We start from the raw sequence: 24927 nt of genomic DNA on the forward strand, positions 1-24927 counted from the left end.
TCTGGCGGGAGTGGTGATGATTCGCCGGTAAAAGGGCTCCTGTCAGTGGTGCGTGCGAAGCTACCTTCAAGAGACAAGCTCCATGCGTCCTCGGGGGAGGCGCGCTGTCTCGGGGGAGGCGCCATGGCGCGGGAGACGCCGGATCAGGGCGAGGGCAGGATCATCAGCGGCCGGTATCGGCTGCTGCGGACGCTCGGCGCGGGCGGCATGGGAAGGGTGTGGCTCGCCTACGACGCGGAGCTGGCCTGCGAGGTCTCCATGAAGGAGGTCGCGCTGCCGGACATGCCGATGGACGTGAACGAGCCGACGCAGCGTGTCGCGCGAGCCCGCAGCGAGGCTCGGCACGCGGCGCGGTTGCGCGGCCATCCGCATGTGGCCACCGTGCACGACGTGGTGGTGCACGAGGGACTGCCGTGGATCGTCATGGAGTACGTGCCGGATGCGGTCGATCTGCAGGCGGTCGTACGGCAGTCGGGGCCGCTGTCCCCCGTCCAGGTCGCCCGGATCGGGCTCGCGGTCCTGGACGCGCTCTGCGCCGGTCACCGGATCGGAATCCTCCACAGGGATGTGAAACCGGCCAACATCCTTCTGGCGCCGGACGCTTCGGGCGACCCCTACGCGCGCGTGCTGCTCACCGACTACGGGATCGCGCTCCAGCCGGAGTCCCGCGAACCCCGGCTCACCGCCACCGACGGCATCCTCGGCACGCCGGGCTATCTCGCGCCCGAGCGTGCCCGCGGTGAGCCGCCCACCCCGGCCGCCGACCTCTTCTCCCTCGGCGCCACGCTGTACGCCGCTGTTGAAGGCCGCGGTCCCTTCGACCGCCAGGGCGAGTACGCGACCCTGACGGCCCTGCTCGGCGAGGAGCCTGCCCCGCCCGTCCGCGCCGGTGAACTCGCCCCTGTGCTGCACGGCTTGCTGGTCAAGGACCCCGTGCGGCGGTTTGCGCCGGAGGCGGTCGCACGAGGGCTGGAGCGAGTGGTGCAGGGTGCGGCGGGCGGAGTGTTCGGGCCGCCGCCGGGGTATGTCGCGGGGGCGCCGGCCGGGTACGTCGCGAGCTCGCCCCCGGGCGCGCCGCAGACGCCGGGCACCCCGCAGATTCCGGGCACGCCGCAGATTCCGGGTGTGCCCCCGACTCCCAACACCCCGCAGGCGCCGCACACTCCACCGGGCGGTCCGGTCTCACCGGGGGTGGGTGGCCCGGTCGCGCCCGCCGGCTCGCCCGGACCGGCCTCCAGTAGTCCGTCGCCGTACGGCCCCTGGCGTCCGTCCACTCCCAGCGGTGCCTACGACTCGTGGAATCCCTACGCCGGGACCGGTGCGCCCCCGCCGTACGGTGGCGGCCCCTCCGCGTCGCAGAGCGCTCCGCCGTGGTCGACGGGGGACCGGCCCTCGCCGCACGCGGGGACCGGCGCCCCGGTGCCGCCCGTGGTCGGCCCGCGCCTCCCGCCTTTGCGCCGCAAAAGGCCCCTGGCCGCCGTCGTCGCCCTTGTGGTGGGGGTCCTCCTGGTGGTCGCCGGTGGCACCTGGGCCGCCGTCTCGCTGGCCGGCGGCGACGGCGACAAGAAGGACACGGCGGCGAAGAAGTCCCCCGCGGCGAGCACGCCGTCGCCGGAGCCGACGGGCCCGGTGTTTCCGTACGGCGAACCGGTCGGACTCACCGAGCCGTTGCAGGCGGGTGAATGCGTGAAGGCCGTCTGGTCGGGGACGCCGTTCAAGTCGGCGCCGAACCTCGGCGTGGTGGACTGCGTCGACGACTGGCCGGACGGCCAGGTCGTGGCCGTCGACACGGCGACGGACTACGCCGACGCCCGCGCCCAGGGCGGGCAGCGGTGCGCGCGGCAGGCCGAGTCGTTGGCCACCGCCCTCCCCGACGCGGGCGCGTACGCCCTCGTGCCGACGAAGGAGGGCTTCACGGCGGCCGAAGGCGGTACGGCATGTCTCGTACTCGGGCGGCATGTCGCCATCGGGGGTGCGGTGGCACGTTTCCGGGACGCGGGCATGGACCTGTACGCCGCTCAGATGGCCGTGGGTGACTGCTGGACCTACGTCGACAAGGGGGACGACGGGTTCCAGTCCCTGCTGACCGACTGCGCCGAGCCGCACACCGACCAGGTCGTCGGGTTCGCCGCCGCGCCCAGGACCATGGGCTACGAGAAGGGGATCGACAACGGAGGAAAACTCTGCAGCAACAAGTTCGAGTCGACTTGGGCGCCCGGTTCGGACCTCAAGACCTACGGCTGGCTGGGCGACGAGGAGGACTGGAACGACGGATTCACCACACTCGTGTGCACGGTGGGCCACTCCGACAACAAGAAGACGACCGGGAAGATACCCGCGCCCGGCACGGTCTGAGCGGCCCATGGGGTGCCGTCTGCCCGGCGTTCACCGCAGGTTCCCCTGTCCGCTTCCGGCGCGTGGAAACCTCCCGACCCCGGGGGCTCGACGCGGAAGGACATACCAATGGAAAGCGGACCTGCGATCTTCGTGGGAACGGTGTTCGCCCTGTTCGGAGGCGGGTTGCTGACATGGACCGCGCTGCGGCTGCGTCAGAGTGAGCCCATTGCCGAGGGTGTGAACCGCGTCGCATCGGCGACGCTCGCGAGTGGCGCCGGAGCGGGTGCGCTGGCACTCGGGATGTGGTGTTTCATGCGCGCGTGAGAGCGGTGATCCGAGTAACTGAGAGATCACGCTCCGGATAGGGTCGAAAGGGCTGGTGGGCACTCCGGGCGGCAGGAATGGCGGTAGTCGGGTTACCGTTCGAGTGGCCGTTGCGGGCTTTTCCCGTTTGACACGGGGGCGGGATGTACCGTCACACTCCGCAGCGTCAGCATGACCCGACCCCCGGGACCAAGGCCTGGGGAGACCCCCTGCGTCGACCGGAGAGAAGAGCGAAGTTGTCCCCGACCAGCGACACCGCACACGGCGGCCGCCGACTCGTCATCGTCGAGTCGCCTGCCAAGGCGAAGACGATCAAGGGCTATCTCGGCCCCGGTTATGTCGTCGAAGCGAGCGTCGGGCACATCCGCGACCTCCCCAACGGCGCCGCGGAGGTGCCGGAGAAGTACACCGGCGAGGTGCGCCGCCTCGGGGTGGACGTCGAACACGACTTCCAGCCCATCTATGTGGTCAACGCCGATAAGAAGGCCCAGGTCAAGAAGCTCAAGGACCTGCTGAAGGACTCCGACGAACTCTTCCTCGCCACCGATGAGGACCGCGAGGGCGAGGCCATCGCGTGGCACCTCCTCGAGGTCCTGAAGCCCAAGGTCCCGGTCAAGCGGATGGTCTTCCACGAGATCACCAAGGACGCGATCCGGGAGGCCGTCGCCAACCCGCGCGAGCTCAACCAGCGCATGGTCGACGCACAGGAGACCCGCCGCATCCTCGACCGTCTCTACGGTTACGAGGTCTCGCCGGTCCTGTGGAAGAAGGTCATGCCGCGCCTGTCGGCGGGCCGTGTCCAGTCCGTGGCGACCCGCCTCGTCGTCGAGCGGGAGCGCGAGCGCATCGCCTTCCGCTCCGCCGAGTACTGGGACCTGACGGGCACCTTCGGCACCGGTCGCGCCGGCGACCGGAGCGACCCGTCCTCCCTCGTCGCCCGCCTGGCGACGGTGGACGGCAAGCGTGTCGCCCAGGGCCGCGACTTCGACTCCCTGGGTCAGCTCAAGAGCGCGAACACGCTGCACCTGGACGAGGCGAACGCCCGCGCACTGGCCGCCGCCCTGGAGAACACGAACTTCTCGGTCCGCTCGGTCGAGTCCAAGCCTTACCGGCGCTCGCCGTACGCGCCGTTCCGCACGACGACGCTGCAGCAGGAGGCCTCGCGCAAGCTCGGCTTCGGTGCGAAGGCGACCATGCAGGTCGCCCAGAAGCTGTACGAGAACGGCTTCATCACGTACATGCGTACGGACTCCACGACCCTGTCGGACACGGCGGTCGCCGCCGCCCGCGCCCAGGTCACGCAGCTGTACGGCGCCGACTACCTGCCGGCGCAGCCGCGTACGTACGCCGGAAAGGTCAAGAACGCGCAGGAGGCGCACGAGGCGATCCGCCCCTCGGGAGATCGTTTCCGTACCCCGGCCGAGACGGGTCTGACCGGCGATCAGTTCAGGCTGTACGAACTGATCTGGAAGCGGACCGTCGCCTCCCAGATGAAGGACGCGGTCGGAAACTCCGTCACCGTGAAGATCGCCGGCACGGCCGCCGACGGCCGCGACGCCGAGTTCACCGCGTCCGGCAAGACGATCACCTTCCACGGTTTCCTCAAGGCGTACGTCGAGGGCGCGGACGACCCGAACGCCGAGCTGGACGACCGCGAGCGCCGCCTCCCGCAGGTCAGCGAGGGCGACCCGCTGTCCGCCGACGAGATCACGGTCGACGGCCACGCCACCAAGCCCCCGGCCCGCTACACCGAGGCCAGCCTGGTCAAGGAGCTCGAAGAGCGCGAGATCGGCCGCCCGTCCACGTACGCGTCGATCATCGGCACGATCCTCGACCGCGGTTACGTGTTCAAGAAGGGCACGGCGCTTGTGCCTTCCTTCTTGAGCTTCGCGGTGGTCAACCTCCTGGAGAAGCACTTCGGGCGGCTCGTCGACTACGACTTCACGGCCAAGATGGAGGACGACCTCGACCGCATCGCACGGGGTGAGGCGCAGGCCGTGCCGTGGCTGAAGCGGTTCTACTTCGGCGAGGGCGAAGCGAGGGGCGCGGCCGAGGCCGGGAACGGCGACGGGGACCACCTCGGCGGCCTCAAGGAGCTCGTCACCGACCTCGGCGCCATCGACGCCCGCGAGGTGTCGTCCTTCCCCGTCGGCAACGACATCGTGCTGCGCGTCGGGCGCTACGGCCCGTACATCGAGCGCGGCGAGAAGGACTCCGAGAACCACCAGCGCGCGGATGTGCCCGAGGATCTGGCCCCGGACGAACTGACGGTCGAACTCGCGGAGGAACTGCTCGCCAAGCCGAGCGGTGACTTCGAGCTCGGTACCGACCCGGTCTCCGGCCACCAGATCATCGCCAGGGACGGCCGCTACGGCCCGTACGTCACCGAGGTGCTCCCCGAGGGCACCCCGAAGACGGGCAAGAACGCCGTCAAGCCGCGCACCGCCTCGCTCTTCAAGTCGATGTCGCTCGACACGGTGACCCTCGACGACGCCCTCAAGCTGATGTCCCTGCCGCGCGTCGTGGGCAAGGACGCCGAGGGTGTGGAGATCACCGCGCAGAACGGGCGCTACGGCCCGTACCTGAAGAAGGGCACGGACTCGCGCTCCCTGCAGTCCGAGGACCAGCTCTTCACCATCACGCTGGAAGAGGCGCTGGAGATCTACTCCCAGCCCAAGCAGCGTGGCCGTGCGGCCGCCAAGCCGCCGCTGAAGGAGCTGGGCGCGGACCCGGTCAGCGGAAAGCCGGTCGTCGTCAAGGACGGTCGTTTCGGACCGTACGTGACCGACGGCGAGACCAACGCGACCCTGCGGTCCGGTGACAGCGTCGAGGAGATCAGCCCGGAGCGCGGCTTCGAGTTGCTCGCCGAGAAGCGCGCCAAGGGCCCGGTCAAGAAGACCGCGAAGAAGGCCCCCGCCAAGAAGACGACGGCGACAAAGAAGGCCCCTGCCAAGAAGACGGCCGCAAAGAAGACGACGACTTCGAAGACGGCTGCCAAGAAGGCGCCCGCCAAGAAGGCCGCCGCGAAGAAGCCGGCGGCTTCGGAGGGCTGAGGACGGCGGCTCTCGGAGGCTTGAGAGCGGCTTCCGCAGGCTGATACCGGTGGCTTCCGGGGGCTTGAGAGCGGCTTCCGCAGGCTGATACCGGTGGCTGGGGGCAGTGGCTGAAGCCGCGCCCGCTGTGACCGGCTTGTGTGCGCCCCCGCATCTTCTGGTGTGGGGGCGTCCACATGTTCGGGCACCCCTCCGGGGAGTCAGTACGGCCGGATAGGCTTGCAGGATGACGCGAGCCGAGCAGCCAACGGCCCACACCCCGGCCCCCGACGACGCCCTGGTCGCGGATTCCCGCGAGCGCGCCGTCCGCGCGCTGCTGCGCCAACCGCAGCTGAAGCGGCTCTGGAGTGCCCACCTCGTGGGAGGTGTCGCCGACGCCCTGACCCTCCTCGTCCTGGTCGTCCTCGCCTTCCAGGCGGCGGTCGCCGAGGGCTCCTTCGGCGGTGGCTACCGCGGGGTCGCGCTGGCCGTGACGGCCGTCTTCGGGGCACGCGTGCTGGCCACGCTGCTCTTCGGAGCCGTACTCCTCGGACCGCTCACCTCGCTGACGTCCCAAGAGGGGCCGCTCGACCGGCGCTGGACCATGGTCGGCGCCGACGGTCTGCGCGCCGTGCTCCTGATCCTCGCGCCCCTGTGGATCGACTGGACCCCGGACAACGCCCTCGCCGTCCTCCTCGTCATCGCTTTCGTGACCGGCGTCGCCGAGCGCTTCTGGACGGTGTGCCGGGAGGGTGCGGCGCCCGCGCTGCTGCCCGCGCCGCCGCTTGAGGGCGCCACGGTCCGCCCGCTGCCGGACCACCTGGACGCACTGCGGCGCCTGTCACTGCGTACGGGATTCGTGGCGGTGCCGATCGCGGCCGCGACGCTCGTAGCGGTGTCGCTCGTCAACAATCTGCTGGGTGCCGGGATCGTCTGGTTCGACCAGCACCAGGGGGCGCTGGCGTCGTACGTCGCCGCCGGATTGTTCGCCGCGTCGCTCTCGGTCCTCACGTTCCTCGAACTGCCCGACACGCGCACCCCCCGCGCGCGCTCCCCCCTGGAGGGCCTGCGCCGCCCCAAGACGGGCACGAGCGTCGACAAGGGCCGTACCGGCGCGATCCCGCTCCTGGTGTTCGCCTGCGCGGCTGTAGCGGCGGTGGTCGCGGCCGTGGTCGCCGTCTCCGTGCTGCAGGCCAAGGACCTGGGCGGCGGACCGGTGACGTACGGGCTGCTGGTGCTGGCGCTGACCGGGGGTGTCGTCGTCGGCATCCGTACGGCCTCTTCGGTGCTCCCGTCGCTGTCGCGGCGCAGGCTGCTCTCGCTGGCGATCGCCTTCACCGGGATCGCGCTGCTGGCCGCCGGGCTGGTCCCGGACGTCACCAGCGTGCTGCTGATCCTCGCCTTCGCGGGCGTTTGCGCGGGCGTCGCCGCAAACACCGGGCACGCGTTGCTCGACCAGGAGACCGAGGAGTACCGGCGGGCGCGTACGACCGAACATCTGCACGCGGTCGTACGGGTCTGCGTGGCACTCGGCGCCCTGGTGGCGCCCCTGGTGGCCGCGGCGATCGGCCCGCACCGGCTGGAGAACGGCAAGTTCGTCTTCGCGCACGGCGGCGCCGCCTTCACGCTGATGCTGGTCGGCGCGCTGCTGCTGCCCGTCGCGGCCCTGGTGCTCGCCAAGGTCGACGACCGCTCCGGGGTGCCGCTGCGGCACGACCTCATGGACGCGCTGCGCGGCGGCGACGACCCGGTGCAGGCACCCACCGCGAACGGTTTCTTCATCGCCCTGGAGGGCGGCGACGGCGCGGGTAAGTCGACCCAGGCGGAGGCGCTCGCGGAGTGGATCCGCGCCAAGGGCCACGAGGTCGTGGTGACCCGGGAGCCGGGCGCCACGCCGGTCGGCAAGCGGCTGCGGTCGATCCTGCTGGACGTGTCGTCGGCGGGCCTTTCGCACCGCGCGGAGGCACTGCTGTACGCCGCCGACCGCGCGGAGCACGTCGACACCGTGGTACGGCCCGCTCTGGAGCGGGGCGCCGTCGTCATCTCGGACCGGTACATCGACTCCTCGGTGGCCTACCAGGGCGCGGGCCGTGATCTGTCCCCGACGGAGATCGCCCGCATCAACCGGTGGGCGACGGACGGGCTGGTGCCCCATCTGACGGTGCTGCTCGACGTGTCCCCGGAGGCGGCGCGCGAGCGGTTCACGGAGGCGCCGGACCGGCTGGAGTCGGAGCCCGTCGAGTTCCACACGCGCGTGCGGTCCGGGTTTCTGACACTGGCGGCCGCCGACCCGGGCCGGTACCTGGTCGTCGACGCCGCGCAGGAGCCCGAGGCGGTCACCACCGTCGTCCGGCACCGGCTCGACGTGATGCTGCCCCTCTCTGCGGCCGAGGTGAAGGCCCAGGAAGAGGCTCGCAAGGCGGCCGAGGAGGAAGCCCGGCGCAAGGCCGAGGAAGAGGCCGCCCGCAAGGCCGAGGAGGAGCGCCTGGAGCGTGAGCGCCAGGAACAGCTCGCCCGGTTGCGCGCGGAGGAGGAGGAGCGCAAGCAGCGCGAGCTGGAGGAGGCCCAGCGACGCGAGGCCGAGCGTCAGGCGGAGGAGGCCCGGCAGCGCGCCGAGGAGGCCCGCCGCCGCGCCGAGGAGGAGCGGGCCCGTCTGCTGGCCGAGGAGCAGGCTCGGGCCGCCGAACAGGAGCGGCTGCGCAAGCAGGCCGCGGAGGAAGCGCGGCTGCGGGCCGAGGCGGAGGAGCGCCGCCTGGAGAAGCAGCGGAAGGCCGAGGAGGCCTTGCTGCGGGCGGAGGAGGCGCGGCGGGCGGCTGCGGAGACTGCGGCAGCCGCCGCGACTGCGGCTTCGACTTCCGCGTCGGCTTCGGCTGCGGGTGCCGTCCCCGACAACGAGACGACGGTGCCTACGCCGGTTGTGGCGCCGCCGGCCGCGGCGGGCGGGGCGGTGGACGAGACGACGGTGTTGCGGCCGGTGAGGTCGGGCGACGGCCGCGGTGGTTCCCGGTCCGATTCTGGATCCGTGTCCGATGCTGGTTCCGGGTCCGACTCGTCGGGTTCCCGGATCGACTTGGAGAAGACGGCCACGCTGCCGAAGCCGCCCGCGCCCGAGGGGGCGGCCGATCAGACGGCGGTACTGCCGCCGGTGGTCCCGAGGGCCGCGGACGAGACGGCCGTGCTGCCACCGGTAGCGCCGGGCGCGGCCGATGAGACGGCGGTGCTTCCTCCCGTACGGGAAGGAGGCGCCGGCGCCTCCGCGGGCTCCCCCACGGGTGCTCCAGCGGGTGATCCCGCGGACCGGGTGCCCGCGGGGTTCTTCCGGGACGAGCGGCCGGCACCGGGGCCCGACGGCACCAGCGACCGTACGCGCGAGCTGCCCCAGGTCGACGCCGACGGAGCCCCGCGCCGTCGTCCCCGCTCCGACTGGGCGGAGGAGACCCCACTGGACCATCTCCCGACCCTGGCGGACGAGCTGCTGGGCCCGCGTGAGGACGACGACCCGGACGAGGGGCGGGACGGTCGGCGCCGCCGCTGAGACCGGCGGTCGCTGCGGGTGAGGTTCGGGCGGTCACCGCTGTTGCGTTCGAGGCGGTCGCCGTCCCTCACTCCTTCCGGTCCTGGGCCTCGTTGTCAGTGGCGACCCGCACAATGGACGCGGCAAGGCAAAGTGCGACGAAAGGGCGGTGCCCCCATGCCCGTATGGGACGACCTGGTGGGCCAGGACAAGGTGAGCGAGCAGCTCGCCGCCGCCGCGCGTGACGCCGACGCCCTCGTCACGGCGGTCGCCTCGGCCACCCCGCTCCCCGAGGCGTCCAAGATGACGCACGCCTGGCTGTTCACCGGCCCGCCCGGTTCGGGGCGTTCCACCGCGGCGCGGGCCTTCGCGGCGGCGCTCCAGTGCGTGAGTCCCGACCGCGCGCTGGGCGGAGTCCCCGGCTGCGGTTTCTGCGACGGCTGTCACACCAGCCTGATCGGGACGCACGCCGATGTGGAGATCGTCCGCACCGACCTCCTCTCCATCGGTGTGAAGGAGACCCGCGAGCTGGTCCGCCGCGCCCAGATGTCGCCGGCGACCGGCCGCTGGCAGGTCATCGTCCTGGAGGACGCGGACCGCCTCACGGAAGGCGCGGGCAACGTACTTCTGAAGGCCGTCGAGGAACCGGCCCCCCGCACGGTCTGGCTCCTGTGCGCCCCGTCCATCGAGGACGTCCTGCCCACCATCCGCTCCCGCTGCCGCCTGCTCACCCTGCGCACTCCGCCGGTGGACGCGGTCGCCGACATCCTCGTACGCCGTGACGGCATCGAGCCCGACGTCGCGGCCGCCGCAGCGCGCGCGACGCAGGGACACATCGGGCGGGCCCGCCGCCTCGCCACGGATCCGCGCGCCCGCGAGCGCCGGGCGGCCGTACTCAAGCTGCCGCTCCGGGTCGACGACGTCGGAGCCTGCCTCAGGGCGGCCCAGGAGCTGATCGACACGGCCTCCGAAGACGCGAAGCAACTCGCCGAGGAGGTCGATGTGAAGGAGACCGAGGATCTGAAGGCGGCCATGGGCGCGTCGCAGGGCGGCCGTATGCCGCGCGGCACCGCGGGTGTCATGAAGGAGCTGGAGGACCGGCAGAAGCGCCGAAGAACGCGTACGCAGCGCGACAGCCTGGACCTGGCCCTCATCGACCTCACCGGCTTCTACCGCGACGTCCTCGCTCTCCAGCTCGGTTCCCGTGTGGCCCTCGCCAACACGGAGGCCGAGGACGTGCTGGAGCGCCTGGCCCGCGGCAGTTCTCCGGAAGCGACCCTGCGCCGTATCGACGCGATCGCCGCGTGCCGTGAGGCCCTCGACCGCAATGTCTCCCCGCTGCTCGCGGTAGAGGCGATGACGATGGCGCTGCGGGCGGGTTGAGCGCGCCCGCCGTGTCCGGGAGCGGGCGGCGTGACGGGTACGACTCGTGACGGGTGCGACTGGATGCCTGACGCGCCGGGCATGACCGACGCGCCGGGCATGGCTGACGCGACCGACGTGACCGGTGGACCGGCAGCGCGGGTGGGGTGCGTGAGGACCGCGCCACGGGTTGTCGGCATCACTCGTACGAATCACACCCACGACTGATGGTGATCAATGCGTCGCGGAGGGTTACGCTCGCGAGATGTACTTCAGGCGCACTCCTCGGCCGACCGGGTCCCGCCGGCCGATTCCGTCCCTTCCCGCCGTGCGGTCGATCCGTATGGGCGGTGTGCTGCTGGCCGCCACCGCGCTGCTCGTCTCCGCCTGCTCCTCGGGGAGTTCGACCACAACAGCGAGGGCATCGGCGTCGGCGGACGCGGTGCTCGCCGCGCTTCCCAGTTCCACGCCGTCGGCGCTGTCGTCGTACTACGGGCAGAAGCTGACCTGGCGCAGCTGCGGTGTCCCCGGCTTCGAGTGCGCCACGGTGAAGGCGCCGCTCGACTACGCCAAGCCGTCCTCGGGCAACATCAGACTGGCCGTAGCCCGAAAGAAGGCCACGGGTCCTGGCAAACGCCTCGGATCACTGATGGTCAACCCGGGCGGCCCCGGCGGATCGGCGATCGACTACCTGCAGTCGTACGCGGGGATCGGTTACCCGGCCCAGGTGCGCGCCCGCTACGACATGGTCGCGGTCGATCCTCGCGGGGTGGCCCGCAGCGAGCCGGTCCAATGTCTCACCGGCCGCGAGATGGACGCGTACACGCAGACGGACATCACCCCCGACAACACGAGGGAGACGGGTGAACTGGTCGACGCCTACAAGAAGTTCGCCGAGGGCTGCGGGCGACGCTCGCCCGATCTGCTCCGGCACGTCTCCACGGTCGAGGCGGCCCGTGACATGGACATCCTGCGCGCGGTTCTGGGCGACCAGAAGCTGAACTACGTCGGGGCGTCGTACGGGACGTTCCTCGGGGCGACATACGCCGGGCTGTTCCCGGAGCGGGTGGGCCGCATGGTCCTGGACGGCGCGTTGGACCCGTCCCTGCCCGCCCGCAAACTCAACGAGGATCAGACAGCCGGCTTCGAGACGGCCTTCCAGTCCTTCGCGAAGGACTGCGTACGCCAGAGCGACTGCCCGCTGGGCGGTCCGGGAACGAGCCCCGACCAGGTGGGCAAAAACCTCAGCGCCTTCTTCAAGCGGCTCGACGCGGCGCCGATCCCGGCCGGCGACGCGGACGGCCGCGAGCTCGGCGAGTCACTGGCGACGATGGGCGTGATCGCGGCGATGTACGACGAGGGGGCCTGGCCCCAACTGCGTGAGGCCCTCGCGTCGGCGATGATGAAGGACAAGGACGGCGCCGCCCTGCTCGCCCTCTCCGACAGCTACTACGAGCGTGATCCTGATGGCAAGTACGCGAACCTGATGTTCGCCAACGCGGCCGTGAACTGCCTCGACCTCCCGGCCGCGTTCTCCACTCCGGGGCAGGTGGACAAGGGCCTCGCCGCCTTTGAGAAGGCGTCCCCCGTCTTCGGCGCCGGCCTGGCCTGGGCCTCCCTGAACTGTGCGTACTGGCCGGTGAGGCCCACCGGTGAACCTCACCGTATCGACGCGAAGGGTGCGGCTCCGATCCTCGTGGTCGGCACCACCCGAGACCCGGCCACCCCGTACTCCTGGGCCCGGTCCCTCGCCTCCCAGCTCTCCTCCGCCACCCTCCTCACCTACGTCGGCGACGGCCACACCGCCTACGGCCGTGGCAGCACCTGCATCGACTCCGCGATCAACCGCTACCTCCTCCAGGGCCCCCCTCCACCGAAGGGAAAGCGCTGCTCATAGCCCCTCCCGCCCACCCCGGAACGGGCCCTCTGCGGGCCCTCCGGGGGTGTGTACGGAGCACCCCTGGAAACTGTGTAGACTTACCGACGTTGCTGATCGCACCATGGTGCGGACAGCGCGCCGCCTTAGCTCAGATGGCCAGAGCAACGCACTCGTAATGCGTAGGTCTCGGGTTCGAATCCCGAAGGCGGCTCTGTAGAAGCCCTGGGACTCACTCGCCGTGACCTGGGGCTTTTGCTTTTACCGGACGCGGCGGCGGGCGCGGGAGCGGGCCGCGCGGCGGTCTCCAGTCTCAGTTCTAGTCTCAGTTGCGGGCGCAGGGGCAGGTTCCGGGGCGGGCAGGAACGTGTCTCCCATGCGGCGCATGGCGTCCTTCGAGAGATGCGAGCGGCCCTTGACGTAGCGGCGAGTCTGGCTGATCTGGGTGTGCCGGAGGATCTCCATGATCGTGGGCATGTCGACCCCGAGTTCGTTCAGGATCGTGCCGGCGGTGTGGCGGCTCCCGTCGTACAGGCGACGGTCTGTGATGCCCGCCTCGTCGAGCAGTTCCTTGAATTCCTCCCAGTCGGCGCGGGGGTCGATTGGGCGGCCATCAGGTCGGGTGAACACGGCATGGTGCTCCTGCCAGAGTTCGCCGGCCGCCTCCCGTAGTTCGTCCTGCTGCGCCTTGTGCGCGATCAGGTAGGGGACGAAGGCGGGCGGGATCGGTACGGGGTTCGTGCTCTTCTTGGTCTTGGGGCGGGTGAAGGCGAGTCCTCCGCCCTTCCGGTCGGGGCAGATGCTCGCGTGCTTGACGCACGTCGCGGTGCACGGCTTCGGGCAGCCGCGCTTGTAGTTCTTGTGCGTGGCGCAGTTCGGCGGGCAGAGCTCGAAGCGGTGCAGACGCGCCCCGCAGGCGTGAGCGTCGCCGCAGCCGTGCCGCCAGGTGAGGCGCTGTAGCTGCCACTTGGGGTGGAACAGTTCGGCCTGTAGGTCGACGTACGGCCACCGCAGCCCCAAGGTCTCACCCTGCCGGAACCCCATGCCCACGCCGACGATCCACCGCATGAACGTGGGCCGCTTGGCCGCCGCTTCCAGGAACGCCTTGGCCTCTTCCTGGGTGAACGGATTCGCCTCGGTCTCGTCGATCGAGGGCGGGTCGACCAGGGTGGCGACGTTCTCGCCGATCATCCGGCGGCGGTGGGCAATCTTCAGGGCCCGCGACAGGATGCGATGCACCTTGACGATGTGGGACGGGGCGTGACCGGCGTCGAGCATAGCCCGGTACATCTGCTCAAGGTGCTCGGGGGCGAGCTTGTCGATGCGGTGCTTCCCGACGCCAGGAACGATGTCGTTGCGGGTCTTGGACCAGTAGTCATCGAGCGAACGCGGCTTGAGCTTCAGGCGCGCGATATCGGTCAGGTACGTGGTCATCCACTGCTCTACGGTCGGTTTGCGGCCAGCCACCGGGGCGCGTCCCTTGTCCCGGAGCTTCTCCAGCTCGCGGACCTTGCGGCGCACTGCGGGTTCGGTGCGAGCCATGCGGTGGCGGCGGTCGGGGCTGCCATCGGCCAGCACGCCCATGGTCACGCGACCGTGCCACCAGCCATCGTCACCGAAGTAGATGGTCGATTCCAGATTCGACTTCCGGGGGCTCATGTGTGTTCCTCCACGCGGGAGGCGCCCCGAGCGGAGTGCTCGGGGCGCCTCAGGGTGTGCTCAGGTCAGTTGGGCAGCAGAGCGAGGGCGGCTACGAAGGCTTCGAGATCAGTGCGCCGAATCCGGCGCGTGCGACCCAACTTGATGTACTTCAGGGCTCCCTCGGCCATCAGCTCGTAGACCGTGGACCGGCCAAGGGCGAGTGCCTCGGCGGCTTCCTCGGGCTTGTACAGGAGTCGGTCGACGGGGGCGGCGATCGCGGTGCTCATCCGGGTGCCTCCTGGGCAATTCGTCTTCGCCTTCGGGGAGTTGGGCTCGGGCCTCGGCTCGCGCCTGTCCGAGGTGCGGATTTCTGCGTCATTGCGTCATCAGCGTCATTCAGGCTTCTGGCCTGCGGTTTTGAGTGACGCAGGCGGCGAGGCCTGCGTCATGGGCTGCGTCATCCGTGACGCGGCCCATGACGCAGATGACGCAGGATGACGCAGGCGCGGCCGTCTGCGTCATGGCGGTAGCCGCAGGTCAGGGGCCATTTTCCGGCTCGCATGACGCAGATGACGCAGCGTCTTCCCTCTTAGGAAAAAGAGAGGGGTGTCTGGTGTAGTGCGGTGCCGCTCAGAGCGTGAAGAAGGAGCCGCTGCGCGGCACGTCCTTAGGGCGGCGCGAGCGCCGAACAGCAAGAGGAGCACGCCCCGGCGGGGTGGTGCTCCTCTTGCTGTTCGGGTGAGCGTGTGGATCGCGGGTCAGAGCATCCGCTGCTGCCCGTGCGGGAGCGCCGGGGCGGGGCGGGTCATTTCGAGGTAGCGGCCCTCACTGGTACGGCCCGAGTCGATGAGGACACCCCGGGCGGCCAGGGTCGGTTGAAGACGCTTGAGACGGTCGGAGAGCACCTTGCCCGTGGTCGGCCACCCCTTGGGCAGCGGTCGGCAGTCGTCGCCGCTGTAGAGGCGGCTGAGGCAATGCAGCCACTCCGTGGACGTCATGCGCTGCGCCATACCCGGCTCGATGGTGTCGGCGTGCCTGAGGACGGTCTGTGCCAGCAGGTCGCCCTCGATCACGTCGTCGTTCAGATCGTCCAGCCTGGCCCGGTACGCGGAGAGCGCTCCGAGGCCGATTGCCGCGTCGAGCTGCGCGCACAGATGGGCGAAGTCCGCCATCCGCAGGTCGGTGGGGGTCTCCGCTTCCACCGCGCGGACCTTGACCGTGAGGTCGAGCAGGGACCCGAGCACGATGGGCAGAACTTCCGCGTACTCCGCCCACAGTTCGGCCTCGGTACGCCGGATGCGGGGTCGTTCCAGCCGGAGCGGGAGGAGGCGTTCGGCGAGGTCGGGCCGGATGACGCCGACGTCGATACCGGTGAGTAGCAGTGGCCGGCGGTAGCCGACGCGGAACACGTCCCCGTCGGTGAACAGGGCGCGCTTGACGCTCTCGGCTCCGGTGACGATGCAGCACATCGCGTCGGACAGGTCCGGCGTCATGTGCGAAAGGTTGTCCAGGGCGGTAACCCATCCGGCCGCGACCGCCGCGATCAGGTTCTCCTCGTCCTTCGGGGCCCGGCGCAGGTCACCGCTCATGCCCTCGATGATCCGTACGAGCATGCGTCCGCCGGTGGACTTCCCGGCGCCCTGGGGGCCGGTGAGGAAAGGGGCGGGGACGGGCACGGACGGACCGAGGCAGCCGATCAGCCACGCAATTGCCAGGCACTCGGTTTCCGCGCCGGCGAAGTTGCACAGCCGCATCAACAGGTCGATGCCCTTGCCGTTCGTGTCCTTGGCGGGCAGGGGGAGTTCACCGGTGAGCTGGGTGCGCCGCCAGCACACTTCCTGCGGGTCGGGGGTGAGGATGTCCCAGCCGGTGGGGTGAATACGGACGGACTGTCCGTCGTCGCGGCCCAAGTCCAGCCACGTCGCCCCGTCGAATCCGGGGGCGACGCGGATGTGCACGGGCTGTACGTCCTCGGACAGCGCGAGCGCTTCGATCAGGTCCAACGCCTCTTTGAGGGCGGTGCCGTTGAACACGCCGCGCCCGTCCTTGAACAGGCCGACCATTAGTTCTTGGCGGTGGCTGCCGGTGGTGCCCTGGGAGCGGATCGGGCGGGCGATGGGGTGGCCGTTCTTCTGCGCGTACACGGTCCCGTCCGGCGTACGGAAGTACCGGAAGTGGGCCTGCGCGTAGTCGGTGATGATCTCGCGGGCGGGGTTCTTCTCGTCGTCGGCCATGGTCACAGTCCCAACGTGGTGCGGGCGTTGGTCCACGCGTCCATGCAGTGCCGGGGTGATTCGCCCTTGGCCTGCGCGGCGGTGAACAGCTTGGCGACGTGCGTGTCGGTGAGGCAGCCGCACCGGCCGTGCGTGGACAGCACGGCCAGGAACGTCCGGTAGACGGTCGCGTGCACCGCCTCACGGGCGCCGGTGATCTGCTGCTCCGCCATCGCGATCCCACGATCCAGGAAGACGGGCGCGCGATGGCGGCACTCCCCGTCCTGGCCTCCCAAGGGCGCCGAGACGGTCTGTGGCGCCCTGCGGGCCGGGGACGGTTCCTTTACTGCCAGGGCGCGCGCAGCGTCCGGGAGAGCGGCCATGGTGCCGGAGCCAGATCCCAGCCAACGGGTGTAGGACATAAGCGACTTGATGTCCACGCCGGGCCGTACCGCGTTCGCAGACTGCATGACGCCCTGATAGATCCAGTGCTCACCCCGGGTCGTCGGCACGGTCCGGGTCGCGGGCAGCGTCGCGCGGGCCCACGCGACCGCCGCCGCGTTGTCGAGGCCGATCACGGTCAGCCCGGCGCCGCCGGGGTGGTAGCCAACTGCCGCCGCCTGTCGCCATGCCGCCGCCCACTGGGGGGAGTTGAGGACGTGCGGGTCGGTGGTGGCGGCGGCCCACGCGTGGCAGACGCCGGGGCACATGCAGGGGCCCGGGGTCTTCATGTTCGGCCGGCCACCGCACGCGTTCTTCGCGCAGGTGCGGCAGTTGCCGAACGGCACCTTCCCCGCCCGCAGTGGCAGGGGCGGGACCCCGTTCGCGGCGAGCGTCAGCGCGGTGTGCAGCGGGGCTACTCGCCGAATGTCAGTGGGTTGGGTCATGCTGGGTGACCTCCAACAGGTCTGTTGAGGACGGGTTGGACAAGAGCGGCCCCGGGTTCTTGGCGGAATTGGGGGGCCGCTCTTGGCGTCACTGCTGGTTGTCGGTCCTGGCCCACACGCCGGCGGTCCGGCTGTGGATGTTGCGCAGGTCCTGGTAGACGGGGCCCTCGTAGTGGTGGTGGACGTCGGGGGCGGGCTTGGCGCCCTTGAGGAGCCGGGCGAGCGCGAGCACGAGGGCGGTGGGCGCCCCGAAGACGAGGCCGCACACGAGCGGGTCGGCGAACTGGGAGACGTACATGAGCACGGCCGCCGTGCCGCCGACCATGGTGGTGGCGGTGGCGCCGGCGAGCATGAGCACGCTCGCGTCGGTGGCGCCCTGACTCATCGGGGGCCGCCCCGGCTGCGCGACAGGCGGGGCGTCGCCCCGGGCGGGCACGGGGGTGTCGTCGCGGTAGGCGGTGGGCTGGTAGGCGTCGGCGATGATCCTGCGAGCCTCGCTCGCGGCTTGCTCGTCGGTCATGCCGACGTCGGGACGGGTCTGGCCGGGGGTGGTCTCGGGGTACATGCGGGGTCCCTTCCGGGCATGGTTTGGGGAGGCGGGGCGCCCCTGCACGGGGCGGTTGTGAGGGGTTGATCAGGGGGCCGCGTAGCCCCCTTTACCGGCCTTACCTTGCAGGTCAGGGGCCTTTACCTGGCCCTCTACCGGGGTAAGGAGTCCCCTCTACCCGGCGGCGGTCACGGAAGAGCGCGCGCCGCCGGGTGAAGGGGTCTCTGGAGGGGGTTGGGGTAGGGCGGGGGGTCTTTACCTGCCGACGCTCAGCAGTACCTCGGCGGGCACGGCCGCTTCGATGTCGCGGCGCTGGTAGCCAGCCCCGTTCGCGCCGCTGATCTTGACCTGCTTGCTGGTGCGCTTGACGCCCGCGCTCTCCAGTTCGGAGGCGAGTCGTTCGGCGTTGAAGTCGCCGTAGACGTCCTCGTCGAGGTTGACGAGACCGGCGAGCAGGTCGGTGGTGAACATGCGCGGCGAGTGCCGCATGACCTCCAGGGCATCCGAGACGATCGCGGGCACGCTCAGGCCCGCCGCGTCGGCAGCGGCGGTCACGTCACCCGCAGCGTCTCCGGTGAGCTGTCCGGCCGCTTCGCGCAGGGTGCGGCCCTTGCGGCACAGAGCGGCGAACCCGGTCCCGTCGAGGTAGTCGGCCCGCACGGTGACGTAGGAGGCGGGGCCGGTGACCAGGACACCCACACCCTTGTGGTCCTCGGACAGCACCGAGGCGTCGGCGCCCTGCGCGGCCTTGCCCTTGCCGAGCACCATGTCGGAGCTGGTGCGGTCGACGACCTGGGTGGAGTAGCGGATGGTGATGATCTCCCGCAGCTTCGCCGGCACCGATTCCGCGTCGGGGCGCTGGGAGGCGAAGTTGGAGATGAACCCGGCGGCCGGACCGCGCCGGGCGACGCGGCACAGGTCATTGATGACCTGCTCGCGGTCCTCGCGCTCCATCGCGGTGAAGTACTCCTGCAACTCGTCGATCGTCACGAAGATGACCGGCAGGTTGTACTTGACCATGATGTCCGGGGTCAGCTTTCCCTCCGGGCACACCGACGTCGGCAGGTCCCGCAGCAGCGCGAACCGCCGTTCCATCTCCGCCAACAACTCGCGCAGCATGGCCTTGAGGGCGTCGATCGCATCGTCTTCGGCCCCCATGACGAGGCGGTGCGCCACACCCTTCATGGGCATCCAGTCGGCGCCGCCCTTCCCGTCCGCGACGTAGTGACGCACGTAGGCGTCCAGCAGACCGGCCGCTGTCAGCAGGCGCTGGGAGAACGTCTTGCCCCGGCGGGGCAGGCCACCGAAGAACATGGACTGCCACATGACGGGCACGTCGATGCGGTTGCCCCGGGCGTCCTGCCCGAAGGGGACCGCGTCCCAGATGGAGAACTTCTCCGCCTTCTCCAACGGGGAGGGGTTGAGCGGTCCGAGGTAGGGGTCGTCGTCGGCCACCCACATGGAGACGCGGCCGGCGTTGCCGCCCTTGGCCGCGCGGACCCGGGACATGATGACCTGGATCTCGTCGACCCCGAGTTCCTGCGCGATGACCTCCCGCTTGGCCAGCACGTCGGAGGCGGTCTTGCCGCCGCCGCGCGGCAGGTCGAAGATCACGGCCCAGCCGCGGCCGTCGCGGACGGGGCCCATCGTGCACGACACCTTCGGAAGGTCTTTTTCGTCCTTGCCGCTGCCGCTTTTGAGGAGGCCGGCGGCGCGCAGAGCGTCGTTGAGCTGCTGCGCGGACATGTCCACCTTCAGCGGCGGCGCTGCCTGGTCCAGGAGGTGGGTTTCCTTGCCGCGTCCCAGGTAGGCGAGCGGCGTGACCACGGCGGCGGCGATCCCGGCTTGGAAGAGTGGGGGCGCGAGCGCGATGCCGAGCGCGGCGGTGGCGACCGCTGCGGCGGCGGCACCGAAGCGCCAACGTCGGGTTTGGGTGCGGGCGTAGTGGGCCATCTGCAAGCGGGCGGCGAGGTCGACGTCCTCGGGCCGGGCTTTGACCTGCGCCCGCAGTGCCTTCACTGCGGCGCTGTGGTCCTGCGCGGACAGCGTCGGCCACAGACCGGCCACCGCGCGGAAGAACCCGCGCGCGGCCAACAGTATGGTCTTGACCAGGTATTTCGGGGTGCGGAAGCCGTGGTAGCGGGTGTGCCACCAGGTGAGGCGTCCGAGTGCCTGGACGTTGGCGATGACGGAGTCCCGTGAGCGGGCCCACGCGGGCAGCACGGGCGCGTCGGGGACGGTCAGCCAGTCGGCGAGCGGGTTGCCGGGCCGGTCGACCGCCTCCCCCACCGGAGCCGGTTCTACGGCCGGAGCGTCGGGGGCGGTGTCGGGGGTGGGCTTGGCGAGGTCGACGACCAGGGCCGTGGTGCCGGTGCGGTGGTCGTCGAGGCGGTGGACAGTGCCCATCACGGTGTTCTCAGGGGTTTCGGTGGCGGGTTCGGACATGACGCAGGTACTCCTGACTGCCCCCGGACCAGCGGTCCGGAGGCACAGCAAAAGGCGGAAGGTTCGGGGAGGTCAGTGCTGGTGCCGGGCGCGGTTCTCGGCACGGCTGAGCTGGGACGGCTCGGTACGCGGCGCGTCCTCGTACCAGCAGAACGGGCGGATGCCGTCAGCGGCCTTGAAGACCCGGATTGCGGCACCCTGCGGGGCGTCGGGCAAGGCGTAGACGCGGCCCCCGTCCAGGGAGGCCAGCAGCCGGGCGCCGTGGTGCTCGCACCCGTCCGCGCCGGCGTCGACCGCGTCCAGCACGGTCACCACGGGCGGCCCCACACAGGGGGTCGGGTCGTCGGGGTGCGCGGCCGGGCAGCGGTGGCGGTCCGTGGTCACCACCATGACGAGGACTTCTTGCCCGCCGCCACGTTCTTGGCCTTGGCCTTGGCGTCCTCACGAACGAGGGTCTCCCGCACGGTCCGCAGCGCGCTCAGCTCGGTCTCAAGCCGACTCTCGATCTGCTCCGAGAGCCGGTCCAGCTTGCTCTCCGCGCGGGAGGGACTGTTGCCCCGCACGACACTGCGGGAGCCGCCGGCGAGCGCGCCGAACATCTTGCGCTTCTCCGAGCCGGTCAGCGGCCACCACTCACCGCGCTTGACCGCTTCCAGCTTGGCGGTGGCCGTGACGATCTCGCGGTCCACACGGCGGATCTCTGCGTTGTTGCCCATGTCAGGCAGTTCCTTCCGGGTAGGCGCACAGCACGCAGCAGCCGAGCGAACGCGGCATGCAGTAGCTGTAGGTGATCTGGCAGATCGGGCAGGTGCGGCGGGCGAGCATCGCGAGAGCGAGCGCGCCCCACTTCCGCGAGGTCATCGGGCGTACCGGCAGGGCGCGGTCGATGCGGTAGAGGTAGGCGACCCGGACCGTGCCGGCGCGGCGGTTGATGCGCATGACCTGCGCCGCTATCGGCTGACCCCCCGGACGCAGGCCACGCGCCCTCAACTGGCGGCGCGTGGCGAACTCCTCGTCACTGGGGGCGTACTTCCAGGGGAAGGTAGGGATGCCGTAGCGGGCGCCGGTCGGGTCGAAGCACTTGCCGTAGGCGGCGGACATCACGGCGTCCCAACAGCCGTACCGGCGCGCTCGGCAAGCAGGGTGTCGCGCAGCACGCGGGCGTTGGCCGGCGAGGTGTGGACCTCGCGGCGGATGCCCTCTGCGGTCACCTTTGCGTCCGGCAGACCGGCCATCGCGTTACGGGCCTCATCGAGCAGTTCGGCCGGCGTGCGCTTGGGCCGGGGTGAGCGTGCCGCGTCCGGGAGCCGGCCGGTCGCCCCGCGCGGGCGGGTTGACGTGGCCGCCACCGTGCGCTTCGGAGTCGACTCGATCGGCGTGACCGGGGCCGACCCGATCGCGGGTACGGGCTTCAGGGGGAGAGCCGACTTCAGGAACCCGACCGGCACCGGGTCGGCCAGCCGGATCGGGTTCACCACGATGGGCGGGATGATCGGTTCCGGGGTCGATTCCGGCAGGTCAGCCATAGACCGTTTCATTGGGGTCTCGGCCGATTCCTCCGCATTCGCGACCGGAGTCGGAATCGGGGCGGACTGGTGATGGAGCACCTTCGCGACGAGATCGGAACCGAAGTAGATCGACCCGACCGGAAGCGACGTGGCCAGCAGGACCAGAGCCCAGTTGGCGGGGTCCCAGTCGGCCAACCGTCCCCAGTCGACCGTGGCGCCGTGCAGCGCGGGAACGAGGCCGTGCACGTAGTTGAGGACCAGGGAGGCGGCGGTGTAGGTGCCCAGCACCCGCAGCGCGAACTTCCGGTCGTCGCCGACCAGTACGAGGGTGGCGACCAGGGCGAGGGCCATCAGGCCGTCGACCACGAATGGGTAGAGGGTGGCGGCGGTGTGGTCCGCGCCGATCGCGTTGGCGATGTCCCTGAGCGCGTTCCACGACACGCGGAACGCCATGCCGACCACACCGGCCAGCGCCAGGACGAGGGCGGCGCGCCCCTTGCGGTTGAGGCTCACCGCGCACCTCCCGCCGCGATCAGCACCGCGAGGATGAGCAGGGTGCCGCCGGTGAGGGTCAGGTCGACCGCGCGGCGCAGGCAGGTGAACTTGGCGACCGCCAGGCGGGACAGAACCGCGATGTCGGCAGCAAGGTCACCGGACACCGCGGCGGTGATCTGCTCGGGGGTGAGGGTGGCCCACAGCGGGAAGCCGTGCCGGCCACGCAGGTTGGGACGCGTGGAGCGCAGCAGCAGCCCCGCCGCTCCGACCAGCAGCCCCATACCGAGAGCACCGACTACCACGGCGGGCGCGGTGAGCGGGAGGGAACTGCCGATGGTCCAGGCGCCGGCGAGTACTGCGCCGACGAACGCCAGCAACAGCGCGGTCTTGTTGTCGGTCCGCGCGATCTCCGCCTTCACCTCAGCGTGCGCAGCGATCAGATTCTGGCCGGTGATGCTCACGCGCCCACCTCCGGCAGCGATCCGGCGGGGGTGCGGTTGGCGTGCTCGCGGCAGGCGGTGAGCAGGCGGCGCCGGGCCCGCCGGATGCGCTGGGAGTCCAACTCACTGGGGGTGCGGTCCAGGGTGATGATCTGCGCGTCGAGCAGGTCGATGTCCGCCGTGATGACGGGCATCTCCCGCTCGATCGCATCCAGTTCCGCGTTCGTGGGCTCGATCCAGTCGGCGAACGCGGTAACAGCCGCCTGAACAGTGACGATGTGGTTCATTGGGTCGTGTTCCTCTCAGCGTGGAACGGTCCGAACAGCGGCCCCGGGTCTAGCCACCCGGGGCCGCGCGCCGTTGAAGTCGGGTTTCCGGCTCCCCTCAACGCCGCTCGTACGAGACGAGCAGCGGAGGCAACCGGCCGCAGCGGATGAGCTGCGGAAAGGTCGGGTTGCGCTGTACCGCGCACGGGACAGAACCCGTGCGCGCCCGCCCGCTTGCTTGCGGAGGTGGGGCGGGTCTACCGCAGAGCGCCCGGCGGGTCTCGTGAGGACGAGAACCCCTCTGACCAGGGGTTACCGCGCTTGCTGGGGAGGATCTGTTCTTTGAGAACTCAACAGAGTGTTTTTCTTTGGGCTGCTTCGAACTGCTGGGGCTCTTCCGTTCGCTGTCCTAGGACTGCGAGCGGCCTGAGAAGAGAATGCACCGCAGTCCTGGGACTGTGCTTCACTGGGACCCGTCGAAAGGAGGTCTGCGTGGCACCGAAGTGGCGCGAACTGGCGGACAGGTTCGCGGAGCAGATCAGGAGCGGCGAGATCAAGCCGGGCGCCCAGTTGCCCCAGATCAGAGACCTGGTCGCGGCCGGCGAGGGGTCAAAGGACACCGTTCACAAGGCGTACAAGGAACTGGAAGCCCAGGGGCTGGTGACTTCTTCGCGGGGCCACGGCACCGTGGTGCGCCAGCAACAGCCGCTCAAGCGGCTCGGTATCGCGCGGTACGACAAGGCGAAATGGCGCGACGGTGATGAAGTCGCGTTCATCGCCGACCGCGTGGCATCCGGTCGCTCGTACCGCCGGAACGAACAGACCCAGACGGTCAGCCGGGTCAAAGCGCCGGCAGCCGTGGCCGCAGCTCACGGTTTGCCCGAGGGGGCCGACGTCTACGCGCGGGCGCGCGTAGTGAAAGAGGGCACGCAGCCGACTCACACCCTGACCAGCTACTACCGGCCCGAACACGTCGAAGGAACCCGCATCGTCGACCCGACCCCGGGCCCTGCCGGGCGAGGCGGCGGGTTCCGTGTCCTGTACGACGCCGGATACGAGATCGACCACATGACCGAGGAACTCTTCGCGCGGGTGCCCACGGGGGAAGAGGCTCAGCTACTCCAGCTCTCGCCGGGTGAGTGGGTGGTGGAACTGCACCGCACCACGTACACGGCCGATGGGACCGTAGTTGAGTTCGCCATCGGCGTGCATGCGGCGACGCGGTTCGCATGGTCGTACGACTTCAAAGTGCCCGACTCAGCGAAGACAGAGGGTGAGAGCAAGTGATCCCTGCACAGGCATGGGCGGATGCCCGACTTCTGTGGGACTACCACCGCATGCATCACACCCCACGGCCCTGCTCCGTGGCTGTCGGTCTGGGCAGTCACGACCTAGGTGTGGCTGACGTGACTGCGGAGCTGTATCACCAGGGCATGGCGCCGGTGATCGTGTTCACAGGGGCTACCAGCCCAACGACCCGAGCACGCATGCCGCGCGGAGAGGCTGTCCACTACCGAGAGCGGGCGTTGCAACTCGGGGTGCCGGAGTCCGCCGTACTCCTGGAACCGCGCGCCACGAACACCGGCGAGAACATCGAGTTCAGCAAAGCGGTGCTGGCAGAGGCCGGCGTCCCGGTCTCGTCTGTCCTGCTCGTGAGCAAGCCGTATGAAGAACGGCGCTCGTACGCCATGATGCGGAAGCTCTGGCCCGAGGTTGAGGTCGTATCCGCGTCCACGCCGATGGGCTTGGAGGAGTACGCCGACTCCATCGGGGACGTCCGCATGGTGATCGACATGATCGTCGGAGCCCTGCAACGAGTGCTCGTCTTTCCCAACTGGGGTCTGGCCATCGAGCAGGCCGTGCCGGATACCGTCGTGGCCGCGTACGAGCGTCTACGCGACCAGGGATTCACGAGTCGACTCATCCCGGACGCGGCGCAACGTACCTAGTGCTGGATTCCTCAAAGGAGGTACACATATCGGCGTCGTAGGGAACGGGTTGGTGGTGGGGTTCTGCCCCAGATCCAGGGACCGGCACGGG

20 protein-coding genes and 1 tRNA gene are annotated in these 24927 nt (G+C 70.3%); 9 read left to right on the plus strand and 12 right to left on the minus strand.

Annotation, left to right across the window (positions count from 1 at the left end):
* The first annotated feature begins 123 nt into the window (after positions 1-123).
* The 7 genes from AB0D57_RS32885 to AB0D57_RS32915 all read left to right on the plus strand — a co-directional run bounded on the left by AB0D57_RS32885 (position 124) and on the right by AB0D57_RS32915 (position 12659).
* Positions 124-2355 carry a protein kinase gene (locus AB0D57_RS32885; RefSeq protein ID WP_362081411.1) on the plus strand — a complete coding sequence of 744 codons (2232 nt, stop codon included), beginning with the start codon at positions 124-126 and terminating at the stop codon, positions 2353-2355.
* Between the two features lie 108 nt (positions 2356-2463).
* A complete protein-coding gene (locus AB0D57_RS32890; protein WP_362081414.1) occupies positions 2464-2661 on the plus strand; it encodes a hypothetical protein in 198 nt (65 codons plus the stop codon).
* 236 nt (positions 2662-2897) lie between these two features.
* Positions 2898-5714 carry a type I DNA topoisomerase gene (gene topA / locus AB0D57_RS32895; RefSeq protein WP_362081417.1) on the plus strand — a complete coding sequence of 939 codons (2817 nt, stop codon included), beginning with the start codon at positions 2898-2900 and terminating at the stop codon, positions 5712-5714.
* Positions 5715-5940: 226 nt separating this feature from the next.
* On the plus strand, positions 5941-9228 hold the full coding sequence (gene tmk / locus AB0D57_RS32900) for a dTMP kinase (protein WP_362081419.1): 3288 nt from the start codon (positions 5941-5943) through the stop codon (positions 9226-9228).
* Positions 9229-9384: 156 nt separating this feature from the next.
* The gene (locus AB0D57_RS32905) at positions 9385-10590 is read left to right on the plus strand and encodes a DNA polymerase III subunit delta' (RefSeq protein WP_362081422.1); all 1206 of its coding nucleotides are present in this window, start codon (positions 9385-9387) and stop codon (positions 10588-10590) included.
* A 244-nt stretch (positions 10591-10834) separates the two neighbouring features.
* The gene (locus AB0D57_RS32910; protein ID WP_362081425.1) at positions 10835-12466 is read left to right on the plus strand and encodes an alpha/beta hydrolase; all 1632 of its coding nucleotides are present in this window, start codon (positions 10835-10837) and stop codon (positions 12464-12466) included.
* Positions 12467-12585: 119 nt separating this feature from the next.
* Positions 12586-12659: transfer RNA gene (locus AB0D57_RS32915), tRNA-Thr, on the plus strand.
* 47 nt (positions 12660-12706) lie between these two features.
* On the opposite strand, the gene AB0D57_RS32920 is transcribed toward AB0D57_RS32915, so the two are convergent.
* The 12 genes from AB0D57_RS32920 to AB0D57_RS32975 all read right to left on the minus strand — a co-directional run bounded on the left by AB0D57_RS32920 (position 12707) and on the right by AB0D57_RS32975 (position 22908).
* Positions 12707-14104 (minus strand): tyrosine-type recombinase/integrase, encoded by a 1398-nt coding sequence (locus tag AB0D57_RS32920; protein WP_362081428.1) that lies wholly within the window; start codon positions 14102-14104, stop codon positions 12707-12709.
* 65 nt (positions 14105-14169) lie between these two features.
* Complete coding sequence (locus AB0D57_RS32925) at positions 14170-14373, minus strand: helix-turn-helix domain-containing protein (RefSeq protein ID WP_362081431.1); 204 nt, start codon at positions 14371-14373, stop codon at positions 14170-14172.
* Between the two features lie 471 nt (positions 14374-14844).
* Complete coding sequence (locus AB0D57_RS32930; RefSeq protein ID WP_362081472.1) at positions 14845-16320, minus strand: ATP-binding protein; 1476 nt, start codon at positions 16318-16320, stop codon at positions 14845-14847.
* 2 nt (positions 16321-16322) lie between these two features.
* Positions 16323-17186 (minus strand): DNA primase, encoded by an 864-nt coding sequence (locus AB0D57_RS32935; RefSeq protein ID WP_362081434.1) that lies wholly within the window; start codon positions 17184-17186, stop codon positions 16323-16325.
* 88 nt (positions 17187-17274) lie between these two features.
* Complete coding sequence (locus tag AB0D57_RS32940) at positions 17275-17751, minus strand: hypothetical protein (RefSeq protein WP_362081437.1); 477 nt, start codon at positions 17749-17751, stop codon at positions 17275-17277.
* A gap of 237 nt (positions 17752-17988) precedes the next feature.
* Positions 17989-20178: an FtsK/SpoIIIE domain-containing protein gene (locus AB0D57_RS32945; RefSeq protein ID WP_362081440.1), complete on the minus strand. Its 2190-nt coding sequence runs from the start codon at positions 20176-20178 to the stop codon at positions 17989-17991.
* A gap of 72 nt (positions 20179-20250) precedes the next feature.
* Positions 20251-20568, minus strand: coding sequence for a hypothetical protein (locus AB0D57_RS32950; RefSeq protein WP_362081443.1), 318 nt, complete (start codon positions 20566-20568; stop codon positions 20251-20253).
* Entirely contained in the window at positions 20559-20894 is a 336-nt protein-coding gene (locus AB0D57_RS32955; RefSeq protein ID WP_362081446.1) for a hypothetical protein, read from the minus strand. Before AB0D57_RS32955 ends, AB0D57_RS32950 begins: the two co-directional genes overlap by 10 nt.
* Position 20895: 1 nt before the next feature.
* Positions 20896-21279: an RRQRL motif-containing zinc-binding protein gene (locus AB0D57_RS32960; protein ID WP_362081449.1), complete on the minus strand. Its 384-nt coding sequence runs from the start codon at positions 21277-21279 to the stop codon at positions 20896-20898.
* Entirely contained in the window at positions 21279-22199 is a 921-nt protein-coding gene (locus AB0D57_RS32965; protein ID WP_362081453.1) for a DUF2637 domain-containing protein, read from the minus strand. The genes AB0D57_RS32960 and AB0D57_RS32965 overlap by 1 nt, the downstream gene beginning before the upstream one ends.
* On the minus strand, positions 22196-22642 hold the full coding sequence (locus tag AB0D57_RS32970) for a Pycsar system effector family protein (protein WP_362081456.1): 447 nt from the start codon (positions 22640-22642) through the stop codon (positions 22196-22198). Before AB0D57_RS32970 ends, AB0D57_RS32965 begins: the two co-directional genes overlap by 4 nt.
* The gene (locus AB0D57_RS32975; RefSeq protein ID WP_362081459.1) at positions 22639-22908 is read right to left on the minus strand and encodes a DUF6284 family protein; all 270 of its coding nucleotides are present in this window, start codon (positions 22906-22908) and stop codon (positions 22639-22641) included. The genes AB0D57_RS32970 and AB0D57_RS32975 overlap by 4 nt, the downstream gene beginning before the upstream one ends.
* A 471-nt stretch (positions 22909-23379) precedes the next feature.
* Here AB0D57_RS32975 and AB0D57_RS32980 point away from each other — a divergent pair, with 471 nt between their 5' ends.
* Together AB0D57_RS32980 and AB0D57_RS32985 are read left to right on the plus strand one after the other, a co-directional pair.
* Entirely contained in the window at positions 23380-24174 is a 795-nt protein-coding gene (locus AB0D57_RS32980) for a GntR family transcriptional regulator (RefSeq protein ID WP_362081463.1), read from the plus strand.
* A complete protein-coding gene (locus tag AB0D57_RS32985; protein ID WP_362081466.1) occupies positions 24171-24836 on the plus strand; it encodes a YdcF family protein in 666 nt (221 codons plus the stop codon). Before AB0D57_RS32980 ends, AB0D57_RS32985 begins: the two co-directional genes overlap by 4 nt.
* Positions 24837-24927: the final 91 nt, after the last annotated feature.

It is taken from the genome of Streptomyces sp. NPDC048275 (assembly GCF_040652275.1).
Classification (GTDB): domain Bacteria; phylum Actinomycetota; class Actinomycetes; order Streptomycetales; family Streptomycetaceae; genus Streptomyces.